The 17,423-nt window shown below is 71.5% G+C and carries 14 protein-coding genes; 8 read left to right on the top strand and 6 right to left on the bottom strand.

Annotated elements, in window-relative coordinates; genetic code table 11:
* Window positions 1-178: 178 nt before the first annotated feature.
* The 3 genes from ABZ851_RS00865 to ABZ851_RS00855 all read left to right on the top strand — a co-directional run bounded on the left by ABZ851_RS00865 (window position 179) and on the right by ABZ851_RS00855 (window position 3,305).
* Window positions 179-757 (top strand): SigE family RNA polymerase sigma factor, encoded by a 579-nt coding sequence (locus tag ABZ851_RS00865; protein ID WP_361120259.1) that lies wholly within the window; start codon window positions 179-181, stop codon window positions 755-757.
* On the top strand, window positions 754-2,349 hold the full coding sequence (locus ABZ851_RS00860) for a hypothetical protein (protein WP_361120256.1): 1,596 nt from the start codon (window positions 754-756) through the stop codon (window positions 2,347-2,349). Before ABZ851_RS00865 ends, ABZ851_RS00860 begins: the two co-directional genes overlap by 4 nt.
* 80 nt (window positions 2,350-2,429) lie before the next feature.
* Window positions 2,430-3,305 (top strand): SURF1 family protein, encoded by an 876-nt coding sequence (locus ABZ851_RS00855; protein ID WP_361120253.1) that lies wholly within the window; start codon window positions 2,430-2,432, stop codon window positions 3,303-3,305.
* A gap of 56 nt (window positions 3,306-3,361) precedes the next feature.
* Here the strand turns inward: ABZ851_RS00855 and ABZ851_RS00850 are convergent, their stop codons facing one another.
* Window positions 3,362-3,595 carry a hypothetical protein gene (locus ABZ851_RS00850; RefSeq protein WP_361120250.1) on the bottom strand — a complete coding sequence of 78 codons (234 nt, stop codon included), beginning with the start codon at window positions 3,593-3,595 and terminating at the stop codon, window positions 3,362-3,364.
* A 30-nt stretch (window positions 3,596-3,625) separates the two neighbouring features.
* Here ABZ851_RS00850 and ABZ851_RS00845 point away from each other — a divergent pair, with 30 nt between their 5' ends.
* Complete coding sequence (locus tag ABZ851_RS00845) at window positions 3,626-4,618, top strand: cation diffusion facilitator family transporter (RefSeq protein WP_361120247.1); 993 nt, start codon at window positions 3,626-3,628, stop codon at window positions 4,616-4,618.
* Between the two features lie 223 nt (window positions 4,619-4,841).
* Here ABZ851_RS00845 and ABZ851_RS00840 read toward each other — a convergent pair whose 3' ends face one another.
* Window positions 4,842-6,644: a prolyl oligopeptidase family serine peptidase gene (locus tag ABZ851_RS00840; protein WP_361121741.1), complete on the bottom strand. Its 1,803-nt coding sequence runs from the start codon at window positions 6,642-6,644 to the stop codon at window positions 4,842-4,844.
* 262 nt (window positions 6,645-6,906) lie between these two features.
* Here ABZ851_RS00840 and ABZ851_RS00835 point away from each other — a divergent pair, with 262 nt between their 5' ends.
* Window positions 6,907-7,740: a methyltransferase domain-containing protein gene (locus tag ABZ851_RS00835; RefSeq protein WP_361120244.1), complete on the top strand. Its 834-nt coding sequence runs from the start codon at window positions 6,907-6,909 to the stop codon at window positions 7,738-7,740.
* A gap of 73 nt (window positions 7,741-7,813) precedes the next feature.
* Here ABZ851_RS00835 and ABZ851_RS00830 read toward each other — a convergent pair whose 3' ends face one another.
* Window positions 7,814-9,106: a cytochrome P450 gene (locus tag ABZ851_RS00830; RefSeq protein ID WP_361120241.1), complete on the bottom strand. Its 1,293-nt coding sequence runs from the start codon at window positions 9,104-9,106 to the stop codon at window positions 7,814-7,816.
* Window positions 9,107-9,211: 105 nt separating this feature from the next.
* Window positions 9,212-9,898: a helix-turn-helix domain-containing protein gene (locus ABZ851_RS00825; protein WP_361120238.1), complete on the bottom strand. Its 687-nt coding sequence runs from the start codon at window positions 9,896-9,898 to the stop codon at window positions 9,212-9,214.
* 854 nt (window positions 9,899-10,752) lie between these two features.
* On the opposite strand from ABZ851_RS00825, the gene ABZ851_RS00820 reads away from it, so the two are divergent.
* Both ABZ851_RS00820 and ABZ851_RS00815 read left to right on the top strand, forming a co-directional pair.
* Entirely contained in the window at window positions 10,753-12,849 is a 2,097-nt protein-coding gene (locus ABZ851_RS00820; protein ID WP_361120235.1) for a bifunctional polysaccharide deacetylase/glycosyltransferase family 2 protein, read from the top strand.
* A gap of 541 nt (window positions 12,850-13,390) precedes the next feature.
* Window positions 13,391-14,584, top strand: a complete 1,194-nt coding sequence (locus ABZ851_RS00815; RefSeq protein WP_361120232.1) for an LCP family protein — start codon at window positions 13,391-13,393, stop codon at window positions 14,582-14,584.
* A 142-nt stretch (window positions 14,585-14,726) separates the two neighbouring features.
* Here the strand turns inward: ABZ851_RS00815 and ABZ851_RS00810 are convergent, their stop codons facing one another.
* Complete coding sequence (locus tag ABZ851_RS00810; protein ID WP_361121738.1) at window positions 14,727-15,176, bottom strand: DoxX family membrane protein; 450 nt, start codon at window positions 15,174-15,176, stop codon at window positions 14,727-14,729.
* Window positions 15,177-15,363: 187 nt separating this feature from the next.
* On the opposite strand from ABZ851_RS00810, the gene ABZ851_RS00805 reads away from it, so the two are divergent.
* Window positions 15,364-16,581 (top strand): amidohydrolase family protein, encoded by a 1,218-nt coding sequence (locus tag ABZ851_RS00805; RefSeq protein ID WP_361120229.1) that lies wholly within the window; start codon window positions 15,364-15,366, stop codon window positions 16,579-16,581.
* Window positions 16,582-16,634: 53 nt separating this feature from the next.
* Here the strand turns inward: ABZ851_RS00805 and ABZ851_RS00800 are convergent, their stop codons facing one another.
* On the bottom strand, window positions 16,635-17,423 hold the full coding sequence (locus ABZ851_RS00800) for a GntR family transcriptional regulator (protein ID WP_361120226.1): 789 nt from the start codon (window positions 17,421-17,423) through the stop codon (window positions 16,635-16,637).

The raw sequence follows: 17,423 nt of genomic DNA, 5'->3' as shown, positions 1-17,423 counted from the left end.
AAGAGCTGGTGCGCATGAGGGCATTTGATGCATCGTCAAAAGCGATGCCTTGCGCGTACAACCCTTACAGGGGGAAGCGTGTCCAACAAGCGTGGCAGAGGTACTCGGATTCACCATCGCCCCGGCGGGGGCCGCGGGCGCGACAGTGCGCCCGCCGCGGCCCCTTGGGTCCGGGGGCATGCCAGTGATCACTCCCTGGCCCACCACCACGCGTCCCGCGCAGATTCCCCCGCAGCGTGGGGACACTGACGACGCGATGGCAGCGGGCACCACAGTCGACCACCTCACCGAGACCTACCGCGCGCACTACCGCTCCCTGCTCGGTCTCGCCGCGCTGCTCCTCGACGACACCGCCTCCTGCGAGGACGTCGTCCAGGAAGCCTTCATCCGCGTGCACTCCGCACGTGGACGGGTGCGCGAGCCCGAGAAGACCCTCGCCTATCTCCGGCAGACAGTCGTCAACCTCTCGCGCTCCGCGCTGCGCCGCCGCATCCTCGGTCTCAAGCTGCTCTCCAAGCCGATGCCCGACATGGCGAGCGCCGAGGAGGGCGCCTACGACCTGCTGGAACGGGACCAGTTGATCCAGGCGATGCGCGGTCTGCAGCGCCGGCAGCGTGAGGTGCTGGTGCTGCGCTACTTCGCCGATATGACCGAGGCGCAGGTGGCCCAGACGCTGGGCATATCGCTCGGTTCCGTCAAGGCCTACGGGTCGCGGGGCATCGCGGCGCTCCGCGTCGCGATGGAGGCTCCCGCATGAGTGGCACGACGCGCGGCCGGTACGACCCGTTCGACGCGTGTGGCCCGTCCGGCGCGGCCCGTCCGGGGTGCCCGGCCACGTCGGGCCGGCCGCTCGGCCCGGTTGCGTCGAGCCGGCCGCTCGACCCGGTACGTGAGCCGTACGCGGCGCGCGAGGCGCAGGGGCACCCCGGAGGCGAGCGGGGAGCCGGTCATCCGGGCGACGAACCGGGGGCGGGCCGCCCGGCGGACGAGCTGCGCGCGGGCCGCCGACGGGGCGAAACGGCGTGGTGGGGCGCGAAATCAAGCCAAAATTCCGGCGGCGATGACATCGGTGTCCTGGAGCAGGCATCCCTCGGTGCGGACGAGGCAGCGGCACCTACGGACGACGCAGCGGCGCGCACCGGGGGAGCACCCGCGGGCCCGGCGGGAGGCCCGCTCGGTGCCCTGGACCGAGCGGACGCCGGTGAGGGGCCCGACGGCCATGCGTACGGCAGCGACAGCGAGGAGCACAGCGGCACCGCCTTCGGCGGCGGCGCGGACGACGGTCACGGCCGCAGCCACCCCACCGGCGGCTTCGGCGGCTTCGGTGGCGAGGACGACCTGAGGCGGCTGCTGCAGTCCAGCGTCGGCGGCCTCGAACCCGCGCCCGACGCGCTGGAACAGCTGCGCCGTGCGGTGCCCGCCCGCCGTCAGCGCCGTCGGCACGCCGTCCTGGGCGCGGCCGCCGCGCTGCTCCTCGGCGGGACGTCCCTCCCCGCCATGGTCCATGTGGTGAACCTCGCCGACGGCTCCGAGGAACGGGCCGCCAACGCGGCGAGCAACCAGCACGCCCAGGGCGGTACCGGCGGCACACACGGCGAAGGCACCGAGCAGGCCGGCCCGCGGCCGACCCGGCAGGGCGGGGAGACGCCGGGCGGCGGCGAGCCGCAGGGCGATGGCCAGGCCAGGGGGAAGAACGGCGCGGGCCCCGGCGCGGGCGCCGGCACCCCCGGCCCGGACGAGACCATGGACGTCACCTCGCCGGTCTGCGGGCGCGACCAGCTCGGCAACGGCAGCAGCACGGTCGGTCCCGCGGACTCCACGGGCCGCATCTACGGCACGTTCCGGGTGGTCAACACCTCCGGCGCCGCATGCTCCGTCGAGGGCGGCGGCACCGTCGGACTGGTCGCACAAGGCTCCACGAACCCTGACCGCATCCACGTCGTCGACCACACCTCGGGTGATGAGGCCACCGGCCTTCCCGACCCGGCCACCACCCCTGACCAGCTGGTTCTCAAGCCGGGAGAGGCGTACGAGGTCAAGTTCGCCTGGATCCCGCAGTCCGGCGGCGGCACCACCGGATGCGTCAATCCCGGCCCCTCGCCCACCCCCGCACCCTCCAAGGACCCGGGGCAGTCCCCGGACGCCGGGGCCACGGCGCCGGGCGACGGCGGTGGCGGCAGCGGTGGCGGCCAGGCGGGCGGCGACGAGGGAGCCGGGGGCGGCAGCGCGTCCGGTGGAATCGTTCTCACCCATACGCCGGAGGCCGGCGAACCCTCCGCGGCCGACGCCAAGGTCACGGACGCCTGCGCCGGAACGGTGTACCGCACCGAGGCGCTGGCCGCGCCGTAGGAGGCGACGGCAGGGGCATGGCCGGGGGAGGCCGGAGGGGGCGGTGCGGCCCCGCCGCAAGGGCCCCGTACCGTGGTGGTGTGTACCGGTTCCTGCTGACCCCGCGGTGGTGGGGAATCAATGTGTTCGCCGTACTGGCGATTCCGCTGTGCCTCTTCATGGGCAGCTGGCAGCTGAGCCGCTTCGAGGACCGCGTCAACACCCATCAGCAGCAGGAGGACCGCTCCGCCCGGGCCAAGACCGAGGCGGCCCGGCCGCTGGCCGGTCTGCTGCCCGTCGACACGGTCACCTCCGGACGGCAGGCCAGCGCCCGCGGCCACTACGACACCGGGCATCAACTGCTCGTACCTGACCGCACCTTGAAGGACAAGCACGGGCGGCAGCAGGGCTTCTACGTCCTCGATCTGCTGCGGACGGACGGCGGCAAGGCGCTGCCGGTCGTACGGGGCTGGCTGCCCGGCGACGCCGGTTCGAAGGCCGACACGGCCAAGGTGCCCGCGCCGCCCAAGGGCGAGGTGACGGTCACCGGCGCGCTGCAGGCCTCCGAGAACCAGGGCACCGACGGTGTGCAGGCCGGCGGCGGGCTGCCACCGGGACAGCTCGGCATGATCAGCGCGGCATCGCTGGTCAACATCGTGCCGTACGAGGTCTACGACGCCTGGATCACCCTCACCGACACCCAGGCGCCGCTGCGCGCCGTCCCCCCGGCCGCCGCCGAGGGCAGCGGCCTGGACCTCAAGGCCTTCCAGAACCTCGGCTACACCGGTGAGTGGTTCGTCTTCGCCGGCTTTGTCGTCTTCATGTGGTTCCGGCTCTTCCGCCGTGACGCCGAAGCCGCCAGGGACGCGGCGTTGGGCATCGTGGCGGAGGGCGAGCCGGCGCCGCAGGGGGGCGCGGCTCAGGGCGAGGAGCGGGGCGCCGGTGAGGGTGCGGCGGCCCCGGCCCGGCGGGCCTGAAGCCGGCCGCCGCAACCCCGCTACTGCGACCAGGTCGCACCTGGTCGCAGGCCGTATCACGGCAGTAGCCGCAATCGGATCGGCGTGCCACGGTAGGCCATATGGCAGGCAAGAGCACCCACCCGCATGGTCATGATCACGCCCGTCACCCTCAGTGCCCCCCTCACGCCCATGACGCCCAGGGCCACCACCCCCTCCCGTCCGGTCAGGGTCAGCCCGGCCACCATGACCGCCAGGAGCACCGTGACCCCCAGGGTCACCATGACCACCACGTTCACCGTGATCGTCATGACCACCACGGTTCCGGCCGGTGGTCACGGATGATCCGGTGGTCACGGATCCGGCATCGGGTCGTCCACCTCGTCACCCCGCACAGCCATGACGCGATGGACAAGATCGACACCGCGATGGAGACCTCCCGCGAGGGCCTGCGCACTCTCTGGCTCTCGCTCGGCATCCTGGGCCTGACCAGCGCGATCCAGCTGGTGGTCGTGGTGCTGTCGGGGTCGGTGGCACTGCTCGGCGACACCATCCACAACGCTGCCGACGCCCTGACCGCCGTTCCGCTGGGCATCGCCTTCGTCCTCGGGCGGCGGGCCGCGAACCGCCGCTACACCTACGGCTACGGCCGGGCCGAGGACCTTGCGGGTATCGCCATCGTGCTGACGATCGCCGTCTCCTCGGCGCTGGCCGCCTACGAGGCCGTGGACCGGCTGCTGAACCCCCGCGACATCACCCACCTGTGGGCGGTCGCGGCGGCCGCCGTGGTCGGGTTCATCGGCAACGAATGGGTGGCCCGCTACCGCATCCGTACCGGGCGCAGGATCGGGTCGGCCGCGCTGGTGGCCGACGGCCTGCACGCCCGTACCGACGGCTTCACCTCCCTCGCCGTCCTCTTCGGCGCGGGCGGCGCGGCCCTCGGCTGGCGGGTGGCCGACCCGCTCGTCGGCCTGCTGATCACCGCCGCCATCCTCATGGTGCTGCGCGACGCCGCCAGGGAGGTCTACCGGCGGCTGATGGACTGCGTCGACCCCGGACTCGTCGACGCCGCCGAGACAGCTCTGCGCACGGTGGACGGCGTCCGCGGCGTCGGCCAGGTCCGGATGCGCTGGATCGGCCATACCCTGCGGGCCGAGGCCGACATCGTCGTGGACTCCCGTCTCACCGTGGTGCAGGCGCATGCCCTCGCCGTGGCCGCGGAACACGCCCTGATCCACGCCGTCCCCCGGCTCACCGCCGCGACCGTGCACACCGACCACACCAGCGAGGGCGCCGATCCTCATGCGGCGCTGGCACATCACGCCACTGCCTGACCGGGCCCCCGGGCCCCGCCCCCTCCCTCCCCCCTCCCCGCCCCTCCCAGAGTGGTGCCCCGTCAGCTGTCACTGTCCTGGGCCCACCGCCCCACCCGCCCCGCCCGGGCTCCGGGAGCACCCGCGGAGCCCGGGAGCACTCACGGAGCCCGGGAGCACCCGCGGGACGCCCCCGTTGCCACTCGTCCCTCTCCCGCCCCCCTCTCCGCCTCCGCTCCCGTCTCTAGTTCTTCTCGATCACATACCGCTGGGCGAAGTCGAGCTCCAGGCGGACCTGCTTGATGCGCTCCTCCACGACCAGGGAGCCGTGGCCGGCGTCGTAGCGGTAGACCTCGTGCGGATGGCCGCGGTCCGCCAGCCGCTGGACGTAGTTCTCCACCTGCTGGATCGGGCAGCGCGGGTCGTTGACGCCCGCGGAGATGTAGACCGGTGCCCGCACCGCGTCCACATAGGTCAGCGGCGACGACGCCTCGAAGCGTTCCGGGACCTCCTCTGGGGTGCCGCCCAGCAGGGTCCGGTCCATCGCCTTGAGCGCTTCCATCTCGTCGTTGTACGCCGTGACGTAGTCCGCGACCGGGACCGCCGCCAGGCCCACCGCCCAGGCCTCCGGCTGGGTGCCGAGTCCCAGCAGGGTCAGGTAGCCGCCCCAGGAACCGCCCGACAGCACCAGCCGCTCCGGATCCGCCAGGCCGGACGAGACCGTCCACTCGCGGACCGCGGCGATGTCCTCCAGCTCGATCAGCCCGACGCGATGCTTGAGCGCATCCGTCCAGGCACGGCCGTAACCGGTCGAGCCGCGGTAATTGACGCGGACGACCGCGAAGCCGTGGTCCACCCAGGCTGCGGGGGACGAGGCGAAGGCGTCGCTGTCGTGCCAGGTCGGGCCGCCGTGAATGTCGAAGACCGTCGGGAAGGGGCCCTCACCGGCCGGCTGCTGCACCAGCGCATGGATCCGGCCCCCGGGTCCCTCCACCCATACGTCCCGCACGGGCACCGAACCGGGCGCCTTCCTGCCGGGCGGGTCCAGCACGACCTTGCCGCTCGTCGACCGCACCTCCGGGGGCTGTGCCGCCGACGACCACAGGAACTCCACCGTGCCGTCCGGCCGCGCCGTCGCCCCCGAGACCGAGCCGGCCGGGGTCTCGACCCGCGTCAGCCGAGGACCACCGGCCGCGGCACCCGTGCCGCCCGGCCGGCCCAGCTCGTAGCGCCACAGCTCGCTCCGTGCCTGGTACTCGTGCTCCACCAGCAGCGCCGACCCGTCGGGATACCAGTCGGCACCCACGTCCCCGGGCAGGTCTATCTCCAGGGCCGTCTCCGTGCCCGTCAGCGGATCCCAGATCATCGGCTCCCAGCGACCTCGCCGCTGGTGCCCCACCAGCAGCCGGGCGTCCCCGTCCACCGGCGCGAAACCCATCACCGACAGGCCCAGCTCCTCGGTCCCGCCCTTGGTGTCGTCCAGCTCAGCGACCGTGGACCCGTCGGGCCGTACGACGCGGATCGCGGAGTGCATCGCATCGCCGTGTTCGGTGTGCTCAAGGGCGATCAGCGAGCCGTCGTGCGAGAGGTCGCCGACGCCCGCCGACTCGCGGTGCCGGTAGATCTCCACCGGCGCCTCACCAGGCCGTACGACGTGGACCGTCGAGCCCTCCTCGTCCGTGGAGCACCCGATGACCGCCGTGCCGTCCCGGCCGATCGCCAGCCCTCCCGGATACGAGGCGGCGAGCCCCGGGGTGGCCGGCTCATCCGGCCCGCCGGCGAACGGCTGCCGCATCCAGACGCCGAACTCGTCCCCGTCGGTGTCCGAGAACCACCAGATCCACTCGCCGTCCGGCGACAGCGTGCCGTCCGTCGTGCCGTTCGGCCGGTCCGTGGCCTGCCGCCGGCTGCCGGTCGCCCGGTCCCAGGCGTACAGCTCGAAGGTGCCGGTGGCGTTCGAGACGAACAACGAGCGGTCCGGGGCGTCCTCGGCCCAGTCCGGCAGCCCGATCCGCGGCGCGCGGAAGCGCTTCTCCCAGTCCGGCATCGCGGCCTCAGCGCCGCGGGTATCCGCCGGGCCGCCCGAGTCCTTCGCCGCACCGCCCGTCACCGCTACCGGGCCGGCCGAGGCCGGTCCCGTCACGGCTGTGTGCTGGCTGTCGGCCGTTGACGCGTGTGAAGAGTGCGAAGGGTTCGGAGCGGTGGCGGGGCCTGGGTCTGCGGTCGTCTCGTCAGTCATGGGCCCCATTCTGCGCCCGGCGCGGGAAATCCGTTGGCGAGGGCCACAAGCCTGTGGATAACTTCGCTGTATGCGAAGACACACCGGTCCCGACGACTGGTGGGAGGCCAACCGCGCGATGTGGGACGAGCGCGTCGCCCTCCACACCGTGAGCGATTTTTACGACCAGGACGGATTTCGCCGGGCGCGCGACGTGCTCCGTGATTTCGAGGTCGCGGAGGTCGGGGACGTCACCGGACGGTCCCTCCTTCACCTCCAGTGCCATTTCGGCCAGGACACCCTCTCCTGGGCCCATCGCGGTGCGGCCCGGGTCGTCGGCCTGGACTTCTCCGAACCCGCCATCGACGCCGCCCGTGAGCTGGCCGCCGAGCTCGGCTACGGCCCGGACCGCGCCGCGTTCGTCGCCGCCGACGTCTATGACGCCGCCGAAGCCGTCCCCGACACCGCGTACGACATCGTCTACACCGGCATCGGTGCCCTGAACTGGCTCCCGGACCTGGAGCGCTGGGCCGACACCGCCGCCTGTCTCGTCGCTCCCGGCGGCTTCCTCTACCTCGCCGAATTCCACCCGCTGTGCGACGCCCTGGACGACGAGACCGGATCGCGCCTCGTCCACGACTACTTCAGCCGCGAGGCATGGGTGGAGGAGACCCCCGGTACGTACGCGGATTTCGACGCACCGACGGTCCACAACCGCAGTGTCGAATGGCAGCACCCGCTCGGAGAGGTCGTCTCGGCCCTGGCCGGCGCCGGCCTGCGCATCGACTTCCTGCACGAACACGACATGACGATGTTCCAGCGCTTCGCCGCGCTGCGACGTGACGACGACGGCTACCACCGGTTCCCCGGCGAGCGGCCCCGCGTCCCCCTCATGTACTCGCTGAAGGCGAGCCGTACGCGCTGAGACGAGCCGTATCCGCTGAAGCCCCGGGCCCCCGGCGGCAGGCCGTCCGAGCGGCCTGCCGCGAGAGCGGTGCTCACCCCAGCCGCACCGGCAGCGCGGTCAGCCGCCAGTTGCCCGGCAGGGGCGTCCGCTCCAGGCGTTCCGGTGCGATGCCCAGCGCCATCTTCGGGTAGTGCGCGAGCAGTTTGCCGAAGGCGACCTCGCCCTCCTGCTTGGCGAGCGTGGCGCCCAGGCAGTAATGCGCCCCATGGCCGAAGCCCACATGGTTCTCCGCATGGCCCGCGGGGTGGCGGGTCAGGTCGAGCCGGTCGGGGTCGGTGTAGTGGCGGGGGTCGAAGTTCGCCGACACCAGGACGAGTTGGACGGCGTCGCCCCGGCGGATCGTGGTGCCGGCCAGGTCGACGTCGGTCGCGGCGTAGCGCAGCTGGGTCATCTGCACCGGCCCGCACCAGCGCATCAGCTCGTGGACGGCACGGGGGAGCAGGGCCGGGTCGTCCCGGAGCAGGCGCAGCTGGTCGGGGTGGGTGAGCAGCGCCGCCGTGCCGTTGCTGATGAGGTGAGCGGTGGTCTCGTGACCGGCGAGGACGAGCGTGAGGATCATGGTGACCATCTCGACGTCGCTGAGCCGGCCGCCGTCGTCGTCATGGGTACGGATCAGCTCACTGAGCAGATCGTCGGTGAGCGCGCCGCGCCGCTCCCGGACCATCTGATGGATGTGCTCGATCATCGGCGGGAACGAGGTGGCGAGCCGGTCCGGCTCCATCGAGACGAGGTCGGCTCCCCACTTCCGCCACTGCGGGCGGTCCGCTTCAGGTATGCCGACCAGTTCGCAGATGACCGTGATCGGCAGCGGGTAGGCGAAGTGCTGAATGAGGTCGACGACGCCGTCCTCGGCGTGCTCGGGCAGCCGGGCCAGCAGTGCGTCGGCGATCTGCTCGACCCGCGGCCGCAGGTCGGTGATCTTGCGGGCCGTGAAGGCCCGCGACACCAGGCGGCGCAGCCGGGTGTGATCGGGGGCGTCGTAATTGAGGATCGATCCGAGCAGGTAGGGGCGGAGGTGCCCGGGGAGGCCCAGCATGTCCATCAGCCTGATGAGCGGGTTGTCCTCGGTCGCGTGGCCCAGGGCGGGCGCCCCCGGGTTGTTCACGAACCGCTGGTCGCGCAGGACTTGGCGGACCTCCTCGAACCGCGTCACCAGCCAGACGGGTGAGTCGTCCATGAAGCGGCCGCGTACGACCGGGCCCTGCTCGCGCAGCGCGCCGTAGCCGGCGAACGGGTCGGTGAGCAGCGCCGGGTCCATCACGTTCGGCTCGCCCGGGTGTTTCCCGATGTGTGCGGCGAACGGTGAGGTGGGTAATGCCGACATCTTTCGTTCTCCTCCGGGTCGGGAGTCGGTCTGGGAGGTCGGTGAGGGAGTCGGTCCGGCGCCGGCCGCGCCGCCGTGGCAGGCGGACCGGCCGGACCGGCCGGATCAGTCGCGTACCTGCCGGCGGATCTCGCGCAGGGTGAGTTCCCCGAACTGTTCGTAGAGCGCGATGACTTCGGGCGCCGCGGCGGCCGCGGCCTTCTGCCCGCCGGGGGTCTCCAGCGCGCCGCGGACCGTGCGGGCGAGTATGTCGGCGCGTACCTCCGGGGTGACCGGGGACCGGCCGGCGAGCAGGGCCTCGCCCGTGAAGAAGCCGGTGGCCATGGCCAGCAGCGCGTACTGCTGGTGGTGCACCTCGAGATCGTCGTGCACCAGGCCGTACCCGCGCAGCACTTCGAGATGGCGGCACAGCGTCCGGTCGCCTTCGGCCATCAGCTCGGTGAGTTCCTTCTTCGCGGTGTCGTTGAGCCGGCCGAGGACGTCGGCGTCGTCGGTGTATACGGCCCGCAGCACCGGATCATTCAGGAAGTCGCAGAAGAGCCCGCGGAGCATCCGGCTCGGCAGGATGTCCAGCGGATCGGCGCGCATGCGCGCCACCTGCCGGTGATGGTTGCGGAATTGGCTCCGCAGGACGACTGCCAGGAACAGCGCGTCCTTGGTCTTCCAGTGGAGGTAGACCGTGCCCTTGCCGACCTTGGCGCGCCGGGCGATCTCATCGATCGTCACCCGGTCGTAGCCCCAGGCGAGGAGCAGTTCCCCGGCCACGTCGAGGATGCGTGCACGACGCTCCACCCGGTCCACGGTCAGTCCCCCTCTGACTCCGTGACCCGATTTCATATCTGGTCACGGAGTCAACGCTAGATCCCTCGGAGCGGTGGGATAAGGGCTATTCCGGCCAGGAGTTGGCCGGACGGGCCTTGGTGTGTGTGTCGGCTGAGTAGGCGTCAGGTGTTAGAACACTCTCAAAACGGGGTGGCCCGACGCCGTGCGGCACAGTGCGCCAGGCCGCGCATGGTGTGCGCGAGACGGCCGTGACCTGGTCATATGCGCGCGGGGCGCGGGAGTTTGGGCGGTGGAGTGCGGCCCTGTCAAGGTGACGAGAGATGTGCGAAGTTCTCCACTGCTGAGGGTGACTGGTGAGTACACTCGCCGACCATGTGTGAGGCCAGCGGGAACACAAAACGGCAAAATATACCCGTTTCTCAGCCATGTGCCGACGCTTCGGACTGGCAGGGAAAGGCTGTGCGGAACCCGGCCGCCGCCGGCGGATGCGCTCCCCTGCGGGCGTTCGCCGCCGGCGACGGGCGGGTTCCGACCGGGCGAGTGACCGTGACGGGCAGACCGGCCAAGACCTCGGCCTCCGAGGGCCTTGCGCCGTTTCCCCTTCCCGTCACGGCGGTCGCCCCGAGGGTCACCGCCGGCACCCGCAGCGCCTGCACTACCCCCACATCCCCCACCCCCACACCCCCCATGACCCCCACATTTCGCACCACCCCCCACATTCCCCCACACCCCCACACCCCCACGCTCCCCAACACCCCCACCACCGCCCCTTTCTCAAGAAACCTCACCCCGGCCGCGCCCAAGACCGTTCCGGGCGAGCCCAAGACCGTTCCGGGCGCGCCTGATACCGATCCGGTCGCGACGTGAGGGGCCGGAGCAACCGGGGCAGGCATGCCCAGTCCCGGGACCCGCGCGGCCATTGGCTGCTGCTGAGCCTTGTGCTGCCCCTGGTGTTCGGTGCCCTGTTCTTCGAGGGCTGGACCACCCATGAGGTGGATTCCGCCAAGGTCCGCAGCGACTGCACCCAGCCCGTACCGCCGGCGGTGGAGAAGGGCGGCCCGGTGGTGGATCTTCGCGGCGGCGCCGTGAAGACCGCCGCGATGCCGGCCCGTACGGTGGCGCTCACCTACGACGGCGGACCCGACCCGGTGTGGACGCCGCGGCTGCTCGATCTGCTGCGCAAGCACCATGTCCACGCCACCTTCTTCCTGTACGGCGCCCAGGCCGCCCAACACCCGGACCTGGTACGGCGGATCAGGGACGAGGGCCATGAGATCGGCTCGAACACCTACACCGGCGCGGTCATGGGCGAGGCCTCGCCCCTGCGTGCCCGGATGGAGCTCTCGCTCACGCAGAAGGCGCTGGCCGGCACGGTGGGCATCCACACCAGGCTGCTGCGGCTGCCGCAGACCACGTCGGCGGACACCATGTGCGGCGCGGAGTGGAAGGCCGCCAAGAAGGCCGGCGCGGAGGGCTACACACTGGTCGCCGCCGACCGGTGGTACCGCAAGCCGGCGCAGGGCCTGATCCGGCAGTTCAGCCAGAACGAGACCGCCTACACGGACACCGAGCGGCTGCTCGCCAACCGGAACGTCGACAGGTTCACCACCGTGACGGCCGGGGCCAAGCTGGCCCCGGCCGAGAAGACGGTCTCCGGCACCGAACAGGGGCTGGGCCAGGCCCTGGTCTGGGTCAAGGTCGCCGGCTACACCTTCGTGCACGGCATGACCTGGGTGCTGGGCATCGCCGGCACCCTGGGCGTGCTGCGGCTGGCGTCCCTCGTCGTCTTCGCCCGGACGCACGTCCGGCGGCTGACCCGCTTCCGGCCGGGCTCCCCCTGGCTACGGGAGGTCGCCGGTCCGGTGACGGTGCTCGTGCCCGCCTACAACGAAGAGGCGGGCATCGAGTCCACCGTCCGTTCGCTGCTCGCCTCCGCCCACGTGCAGCTGCAGATCATCGTGATCGACGACGGGTCGACGGACGAGACGGCGGACATCGCCGTCCGGATCGGCGATCCCCGCGTGGAGGTGATCCGCCAGTACAACGCGGGCAAGGCGGCAGCCCTCAACACCGGCCTGGCGCATGCCCGGTACGAGATCGTGGTCATGGTCGACGCCGACACGGTCTTCGAGCCGGATGCCGTCTACCGGCTGATCCAGCCGCTCGCCCACCCGGCGGTGGGGGCGGTCAGCGGCAACACCAAGGTCGGCAACCGCGGCCGCCTGCTGGGCCAGTGGCAGCACCTGGAGTACGTCTTCGGGTTCAACCTCGACCGGCGGATGTTCGAGGTGCTGGAGTGCATGCCGACGGTCCCCGGCGCCATCGGGGCCTTCCGGCGGGATGCGCTGATGGGCGTCGGCGGCGTCAGCGAGGACACCCTGGCCGAGGACACCGACCTGACGATGGCCCTGTGGCAGGCGGGCTGGCGGGTGGTCTACGAGGAGTCCGCGATCGCCTGGACCGAGGTGCCCACCTCGCTGCGGCAGCTGTGGCGGCAGCGCTACCGCTGGTGCTACGGCACGATCCAGGCGATGTGGAAGCACCGCCGGGCCGTCATCGAAGTGGGCCCGTCGGGGCGGTTCGGACGGCGCGGGCTGAGCTACCTCGCGCTCTTCCAGGTCGCCCTGCCGCTGCTCGCGCCGGTCGTCGATGTCTTCGCGCTGTACGCGGCGCTGTTCCGCGGCCCGGTGCTCGCGGCCACTGTGTGGTTCGGCTTCCTCGGACTCCAACTGGCCTGTTGCGCTTATGCGTTGAAGCTCGACCGGGAGCCGGTGAAGTCGCTGTGGGCGATGCCCTTCCAGCTCTTCGTCTACCGGCAGCTGATGTATCTGGTGGTCATCCAGTCCGTGGTGGCCTTCCTGCTCGGCACCCGCCTGAAGTGGCAGCGCATGCAACGCTCCGGCACCGCCGCCCAGCAGATCGGCCAGACGGTCGCGTACGAGGGCCTGACGTCGAGATGACCCCGTAAGGGCCCTGAGGGGCGTCCGCACGGCCGTGCGCCGTGCGGACGCCCCGGGCACCGGTCAACGGCCGGCCGCAGGCCCGGTCCCGCACCCTCCCGCTCGCTTGTGCAGATCCGAGCCCTCCTTGGTGAAGAGGACATGACATTGGAGACTTCCGCGCATGAATGACTGGCTGGACAGGCCGCCCGAAACCTGGCGAGGCGGCGAAACGGAGACGCCGTACCCCGGCCCCGGGCAGGTGTGGCTCCCGGAGGAGCAGCCGCCCCAGATGTATCCGCCCCAGATGTATCCGCCTCAGATGTACCCGCCCCAGGGGCCTTCGGCCCAGGAGCATCCGCTCCAGATGTACCCGCCCCAGGGGCCTTCGGCCCAGGAGCATCCGCCTCAGACGTATCCGCCCCAGGGGCCTTCGACCCAGGAGCTCCCGCTCCAGACGTATCCGCCCCAGGGCCCTTTGCCCCAGACGCACCCCACCCAGGAGCTTCCGCCCCAGGCGCACCCGTCTCAGGGGCCTCCGCCGCAGCTGCACTGGCCCCAGATGGACCCGGCAGGGCTCATGAACGCCCCGCTGCCCGGCGTCCGGGCGCCCGTACCGGCGCCGGTGCCCCCGGTGCGCTCCGACGTACCGGGCAGGAACGACGGGCGTGCGGTCCGGCCAGGCCGGGTGGGCCCCGGCACAGGGCGCCCGGGCCCCGAAGACGGGCGGCCGGGGCGCGGCCGGCGCGCCGCCCGCCGTTCCCCGCGCCGCCGCCGGATCAGGCGGACGGCGATCGTGCTGGTGACCGTCCTGCTCAGCGGTTCCCTCGGCAGCTACGTCTGGGCCGACACCCAGCTCAACCGCGAGGTCGACCTGAGTAAGATCGCGGACCGGATGCCGGAGGGCAAGGGGACCAACTACCTGATCGTGGGCTCCGACAGCCGGGTGGGCCTCTCCGAGCGGGCCAGGAAGGACCTGCACACCGGCGGTTCGGCCGACGCGGGCCGCCGCACCGACTCGATGATCCTGCTGCACACCGGCGCCCACGGCACCACGATGGTGAGCCTGCCGCGCGACTCGTGGGTGACCATCCCGCCGTACATCCGGCCCGACACCGGCAAGCACTACCCCGCGGCGAAGAACAAGCTCAACGCGGCGTTCTCGTTCGGCGGCCCCGATCTGCTCGTCCGGACCATCGAGCGCAACACGGGCGTGCACGTCGACCACTACACGGAGATCGGGTTCGCCGGTTTCGTGGGCATCGTCGACGCCATCGGCGGCGTCCCGATCTGCCTGGACCACGACGTCAGGGACAAGAAGTCGGGCGCGAACCTCAAGAAGGGCTGCCAGACCCTCGACGGCCGTGCGGCACTGGCCTTCGTCCGCCAGCGCCACCAGGAGGCCCAGGGCGACCTCGGCCGGAGCCAGAACCAGCAGAAGTTCCTGGCCGCCCTCGCCCGCAAGGCCGCCGACCCCGACATCCTGCTCGACCCGGCCAAGGTCTACCCGACCATGAGCGCGGGCCTCGGCACGCTCATCGTGGACGAGGACACCGGCCTGACCAACCTCACCTCGCTGTTCAAGGCGATGAAGGGCGTCACGGCGGGCGACGGCAAGCGGCTCAACGTCCCCGTGTCGAACCTCAACCTCCGCACCCCCAAGGGCAGCGCCGTGCAGTGGAACGAGGCGAAGGCGAAGGAGCTCTTCACCGAGCTGAACGACGACCGGCCGGTGACGGTCGGGGAGAAGGGCTGACCCGCCGCGCACGGGCCTACGGCCGATCAGCCTCCCGGGCCACCCCACGCCCGGGGAGCTGAACGACCGGGGGCCCGTGCGCTCCGGGCGCCGCTCCGCGGCCCACCGTTCCCGCCGCGGTCTGCCGCGGTCTGCCGCGCCGCTAGCGGAACAGGCCCAGCGCGCCGTCGAGCGACCAGCACTGCCAGCTCATGGCGAGCAGTCCCGTGAGGGAGATCAGGGCCATCATCAGGTTCTGCCCCTGCTCCGCCCAGTCGTGGATCATCAGCACGAGGTAGATCAGGTTGAGCACCGCTCCGCAGACCAGGGCTATCGGCGTCAGGAAACCCACGACGAGCCCGAGGCCGAGGGCCAGCTCCGCGTAGGCGACGAGGTACGCCATCGGCCGGGGGCGGGGCTTCACCCAGCGGTCGAAGCCCGTACGGACCGCGGACCACCGGTGCTTGTCCGCGATGCCGGCCGCCCAGGTGATGCCGCCGCCGGTGAACCAGGTCTTCTTGTCCTTGTGGCGCCAGCTCTCCAGCCACCACAGCCCGAGGCCGATACGGAGGACGGCGAACCACTCGGCACCGCTGAGCCAGATCGTCTGCATGCTGTCCCCTCGCTGCTCATCCACTGAACTGACGGTGTGTCAGTTCAACGGATGTCGTGGCGTCGCGCAAGGGGTGGAGTTTGCGGCTCCGCCTTGTCGTCGTACGGGGGAGCCCATAACCTCGAAACTGATGGGTCGTCAGGTATTGGTCCGGCGTGACCCACCGGCGGGCAGTTGGGGGTACAGCGTGAGCAGCAACGAGAGCGGCACGGCGGAGCTTCCCAGGGTCATCAGCGTGGACGATCACGTGATCGAGCCCGCGCACCTCTTCGAGACCTGGCTTCCGAAGAAGTACCAGGACAAGGGGCCGAAGCCCTTCACCGCCGGCATCGGCGGGCTGGAGTACGTCGGCGGGAAGTACCGGTTCACCACGGACCCGGAGGGCCAGCTCACCGACTGGTGGGAGTACGAGGGCCTGACCTTCCCGTACAAGCGCATCATCGCCGCCGTGGGATTCTCCCGCGACGAGATGACGCTGGACGGGATCACCCGGGAGCAGATGCGGCGCGGGTGCTGGGACCCGAAGGCACGGCTGGCGGACATGGACCTCAACCATGTCGAGGCGTCGCTCTGCTTCCCGACGTTCCCGCGCTTTTGCGGGCAGACCTTCGCCGAGGCCGGGGACAAGGAGGTCGGCCTCGCGTGCGTCCGGGCGTACAACGACTGGATGGTGGAGGAGTGGTGCGGGGACAGCGGCGGGCGGCTGATCCCGCTGTGCCTGATCCCGCTGTGGGACGTCGAGCTGGCCGTCGCCGAGATCCGGCGCAACGCCGCCCGCGGGGTGCGGGCGGTGACCTTCAGCGAGATCCCCACCTACCTGGGGCTGCCGTCCATCCACTCCGGTTACTGGGACCCGTTCTTCGCCGCGTGCGAGGAGACCGGGACCGTCGTGAACATGCACATCGGCTCGTCGTCGCAGATGCCGGCCGCCTCACCGGACGCACCGCCCGCCGTGCAGGCCTCCCTGAGCTTCAACAACGCGATGGCCTCGATGATGGACTTCCTGTTCAGCGGCGTCCTCGTGAAGTTCCCCCGGCTGAAGCTGGCGTACAGCGAGGGCCAGATGGGGTGGATCCCCTACGCCCTGGAGCGCGCCGACGACGTCTGGGAGGAGCACCGGGCGTGGGGCGGGGTCAAGGACCTGATCCCCGAGCCGCCGTCGTCGTACTACTACCGGCAGGTCTTCTGCTGCTTCTTCCGCGACCGGCACGGCATCGAGGCGATCGAGACGGTGGGGGTCGACAACGCGACCTTCGAGACCGACTACCCGCACGTCGACTCGACCTGGCCGCATACGAAGGACGTGGCCGCCGAGCACGTGGCGGGGCTGTCGGCGGAGGTGACGTACAAGATCCTGAGGGGGAACGCCATCCGGATGCTGGACCTCGCGTTCGACCGGGACTGACGGGGAGGCGGTCCTGGCCGGCCGGGGCCGCCGCCGGGAAGACCGGCCGGCGCTCACCACCTTTCCAGGGGCGTGACGAACAGCATCTCCGTGCGGTCACCGGGCAGGATGACGTCGGAGACGCCCACGATCCGGTCGTCGACGTCGATCGAGGTCTTCCGCAGGACGAGCACCGCCGTCCCGGGCGGCAGTTCCAGCTCCGCCGCCTCTTCGGGGGCCGGCGGCCGGGCGGTGACGCGTTCCTCGATGCGGCCCAGCTCGATGCCGAGGGTGTAGAGCTGGGCCTGTGAGCCGCCCGGCCAGGGCTCCTTGGTCTCGTCCAGCAGGTCGGGGTTCTTCGCGATCATGTCGCGGACGAGGTACGAGGTCATCAGGCCGAAGGGCGCGCTCTCGGCCGCGTACCGCGTTCGGTAGCGGCGTTCGAGGAGCGGAGTGCCTTTGGGCAGCGCGAAGGCCCGCGCCAGGTCCTCGTCCGCCTCGGTCTCGCGGTACGACGCCTGAAACACCAGGTCATCGGCGTGCAGACCGGTGTCCCGCTCGATGCCGCCGGTCCGGGCCCGTTCCTCCAGCGGCTCGCGCGCCCGGCTCTTCTCCCACTGGTGGCTGAGGTTCGTGCGCGTGGCGACGATGCGCGGGCGCCGGACGACGTTGCCGCGCCCGTGCTGCTTCTCGATGAGGCCTTCCTCGCACAGGAACCGGAGAGCGACCCGGACGGCCGGCACGCTCCGCCCGAACTCCTCGGCGAGCTCCGCCTCCGGGGGCAGCCGGTCGCCGGGCTTCCACCGGCCCGCCCGGACGGCCTGCCGGAGCTGGCCCGCGATCCGCTCGTACGCCACTGCCAT

It is taken from the genome of Streptomyces sp. NPDC047049 (assembly GCF_040643995.1).
In the GTDB taxonomy this organism is placed as follows: Bacteria; Actinomycetota; Actinomycetes; order Streptomycetales; family Streptomycetaceae; genus Streptomyces; species Streptomyces mooreae.
Note: the sequence above shows the minus strand (reverse complement) of the source record. Positions and strands in the feature narration are given on the sequence as shown.

Coding starts and splice junctions, on each gene's coding strand:
- ABZ851_RS00830 (WP_361120241.1), bottom strand. CDS start 9,106: ATGTCGGCATTACCCACCTCACCGTTCGCCGCACACATCGGGAAACAC.
- ABZ851_RS00850 (WP_361120250.1), bottom strand. CDS start 3,595: ATGACGATCACGGTGAACGTGGTGGTCATGGTGACCCTGGGGGTCACG.
- ABZ851_RS00840 (WP_361121741.1), bottom strand. CDS start 6,644: ATGCCGGACTGGGAGAAGCGCTTCCGCGCGCCGCGGATCGGGCTGCCG.
- ABZ851_RS00865 (WP_361120259.1), top strand. CDS start 179: ATGCCAGTGATCACTCCCTGGCCCACCACCACGCGTCCCGCGCAGATT.
- ABZ851_RS00835 (WP_361120244.1), top strand. CDS start 6,907: ATGCGAAGACACACCGGTCCCGACGACTGGTGGGAGGCCAACCGCGCG.
- ABZ851_RS00860 (WP_361120256.1), top strand. CDS start 754: ATGAGTGGCACGACGCGCGGCCGGTACGACCCGTTCGACGCGTGTGGC.
- ABZ851_RS00845 (WP_361120247.1), top strand. CDS start 3,626: ATGATCCGGTGGTCACGGATCCGGCATCGGGTCGTCCACCTCGTCACC.
- ABZ851_RS00800 (WP_361120226.1), bottom strand. CDS start 17,423: ATGGCAGTGGCGTACGAGCGGATCGCGGGCCAGCTCCGGCAGGCCGTC.
- ABZ851_RS00815 (WP_361120232.1), top strand. CDS start 13,391: ATGGACCCGGCAGGGCTCATGAACGCCCCGCTGCCCGGCGTCCGGGCG.
- ABZ851_RS00810 (WP_361121738.1), bottom strand. CDS start 15,176: ATGCAGACGATCTGGCTCAGCGGTGCCGAGTGGTTCGCCGTCCTCCGT.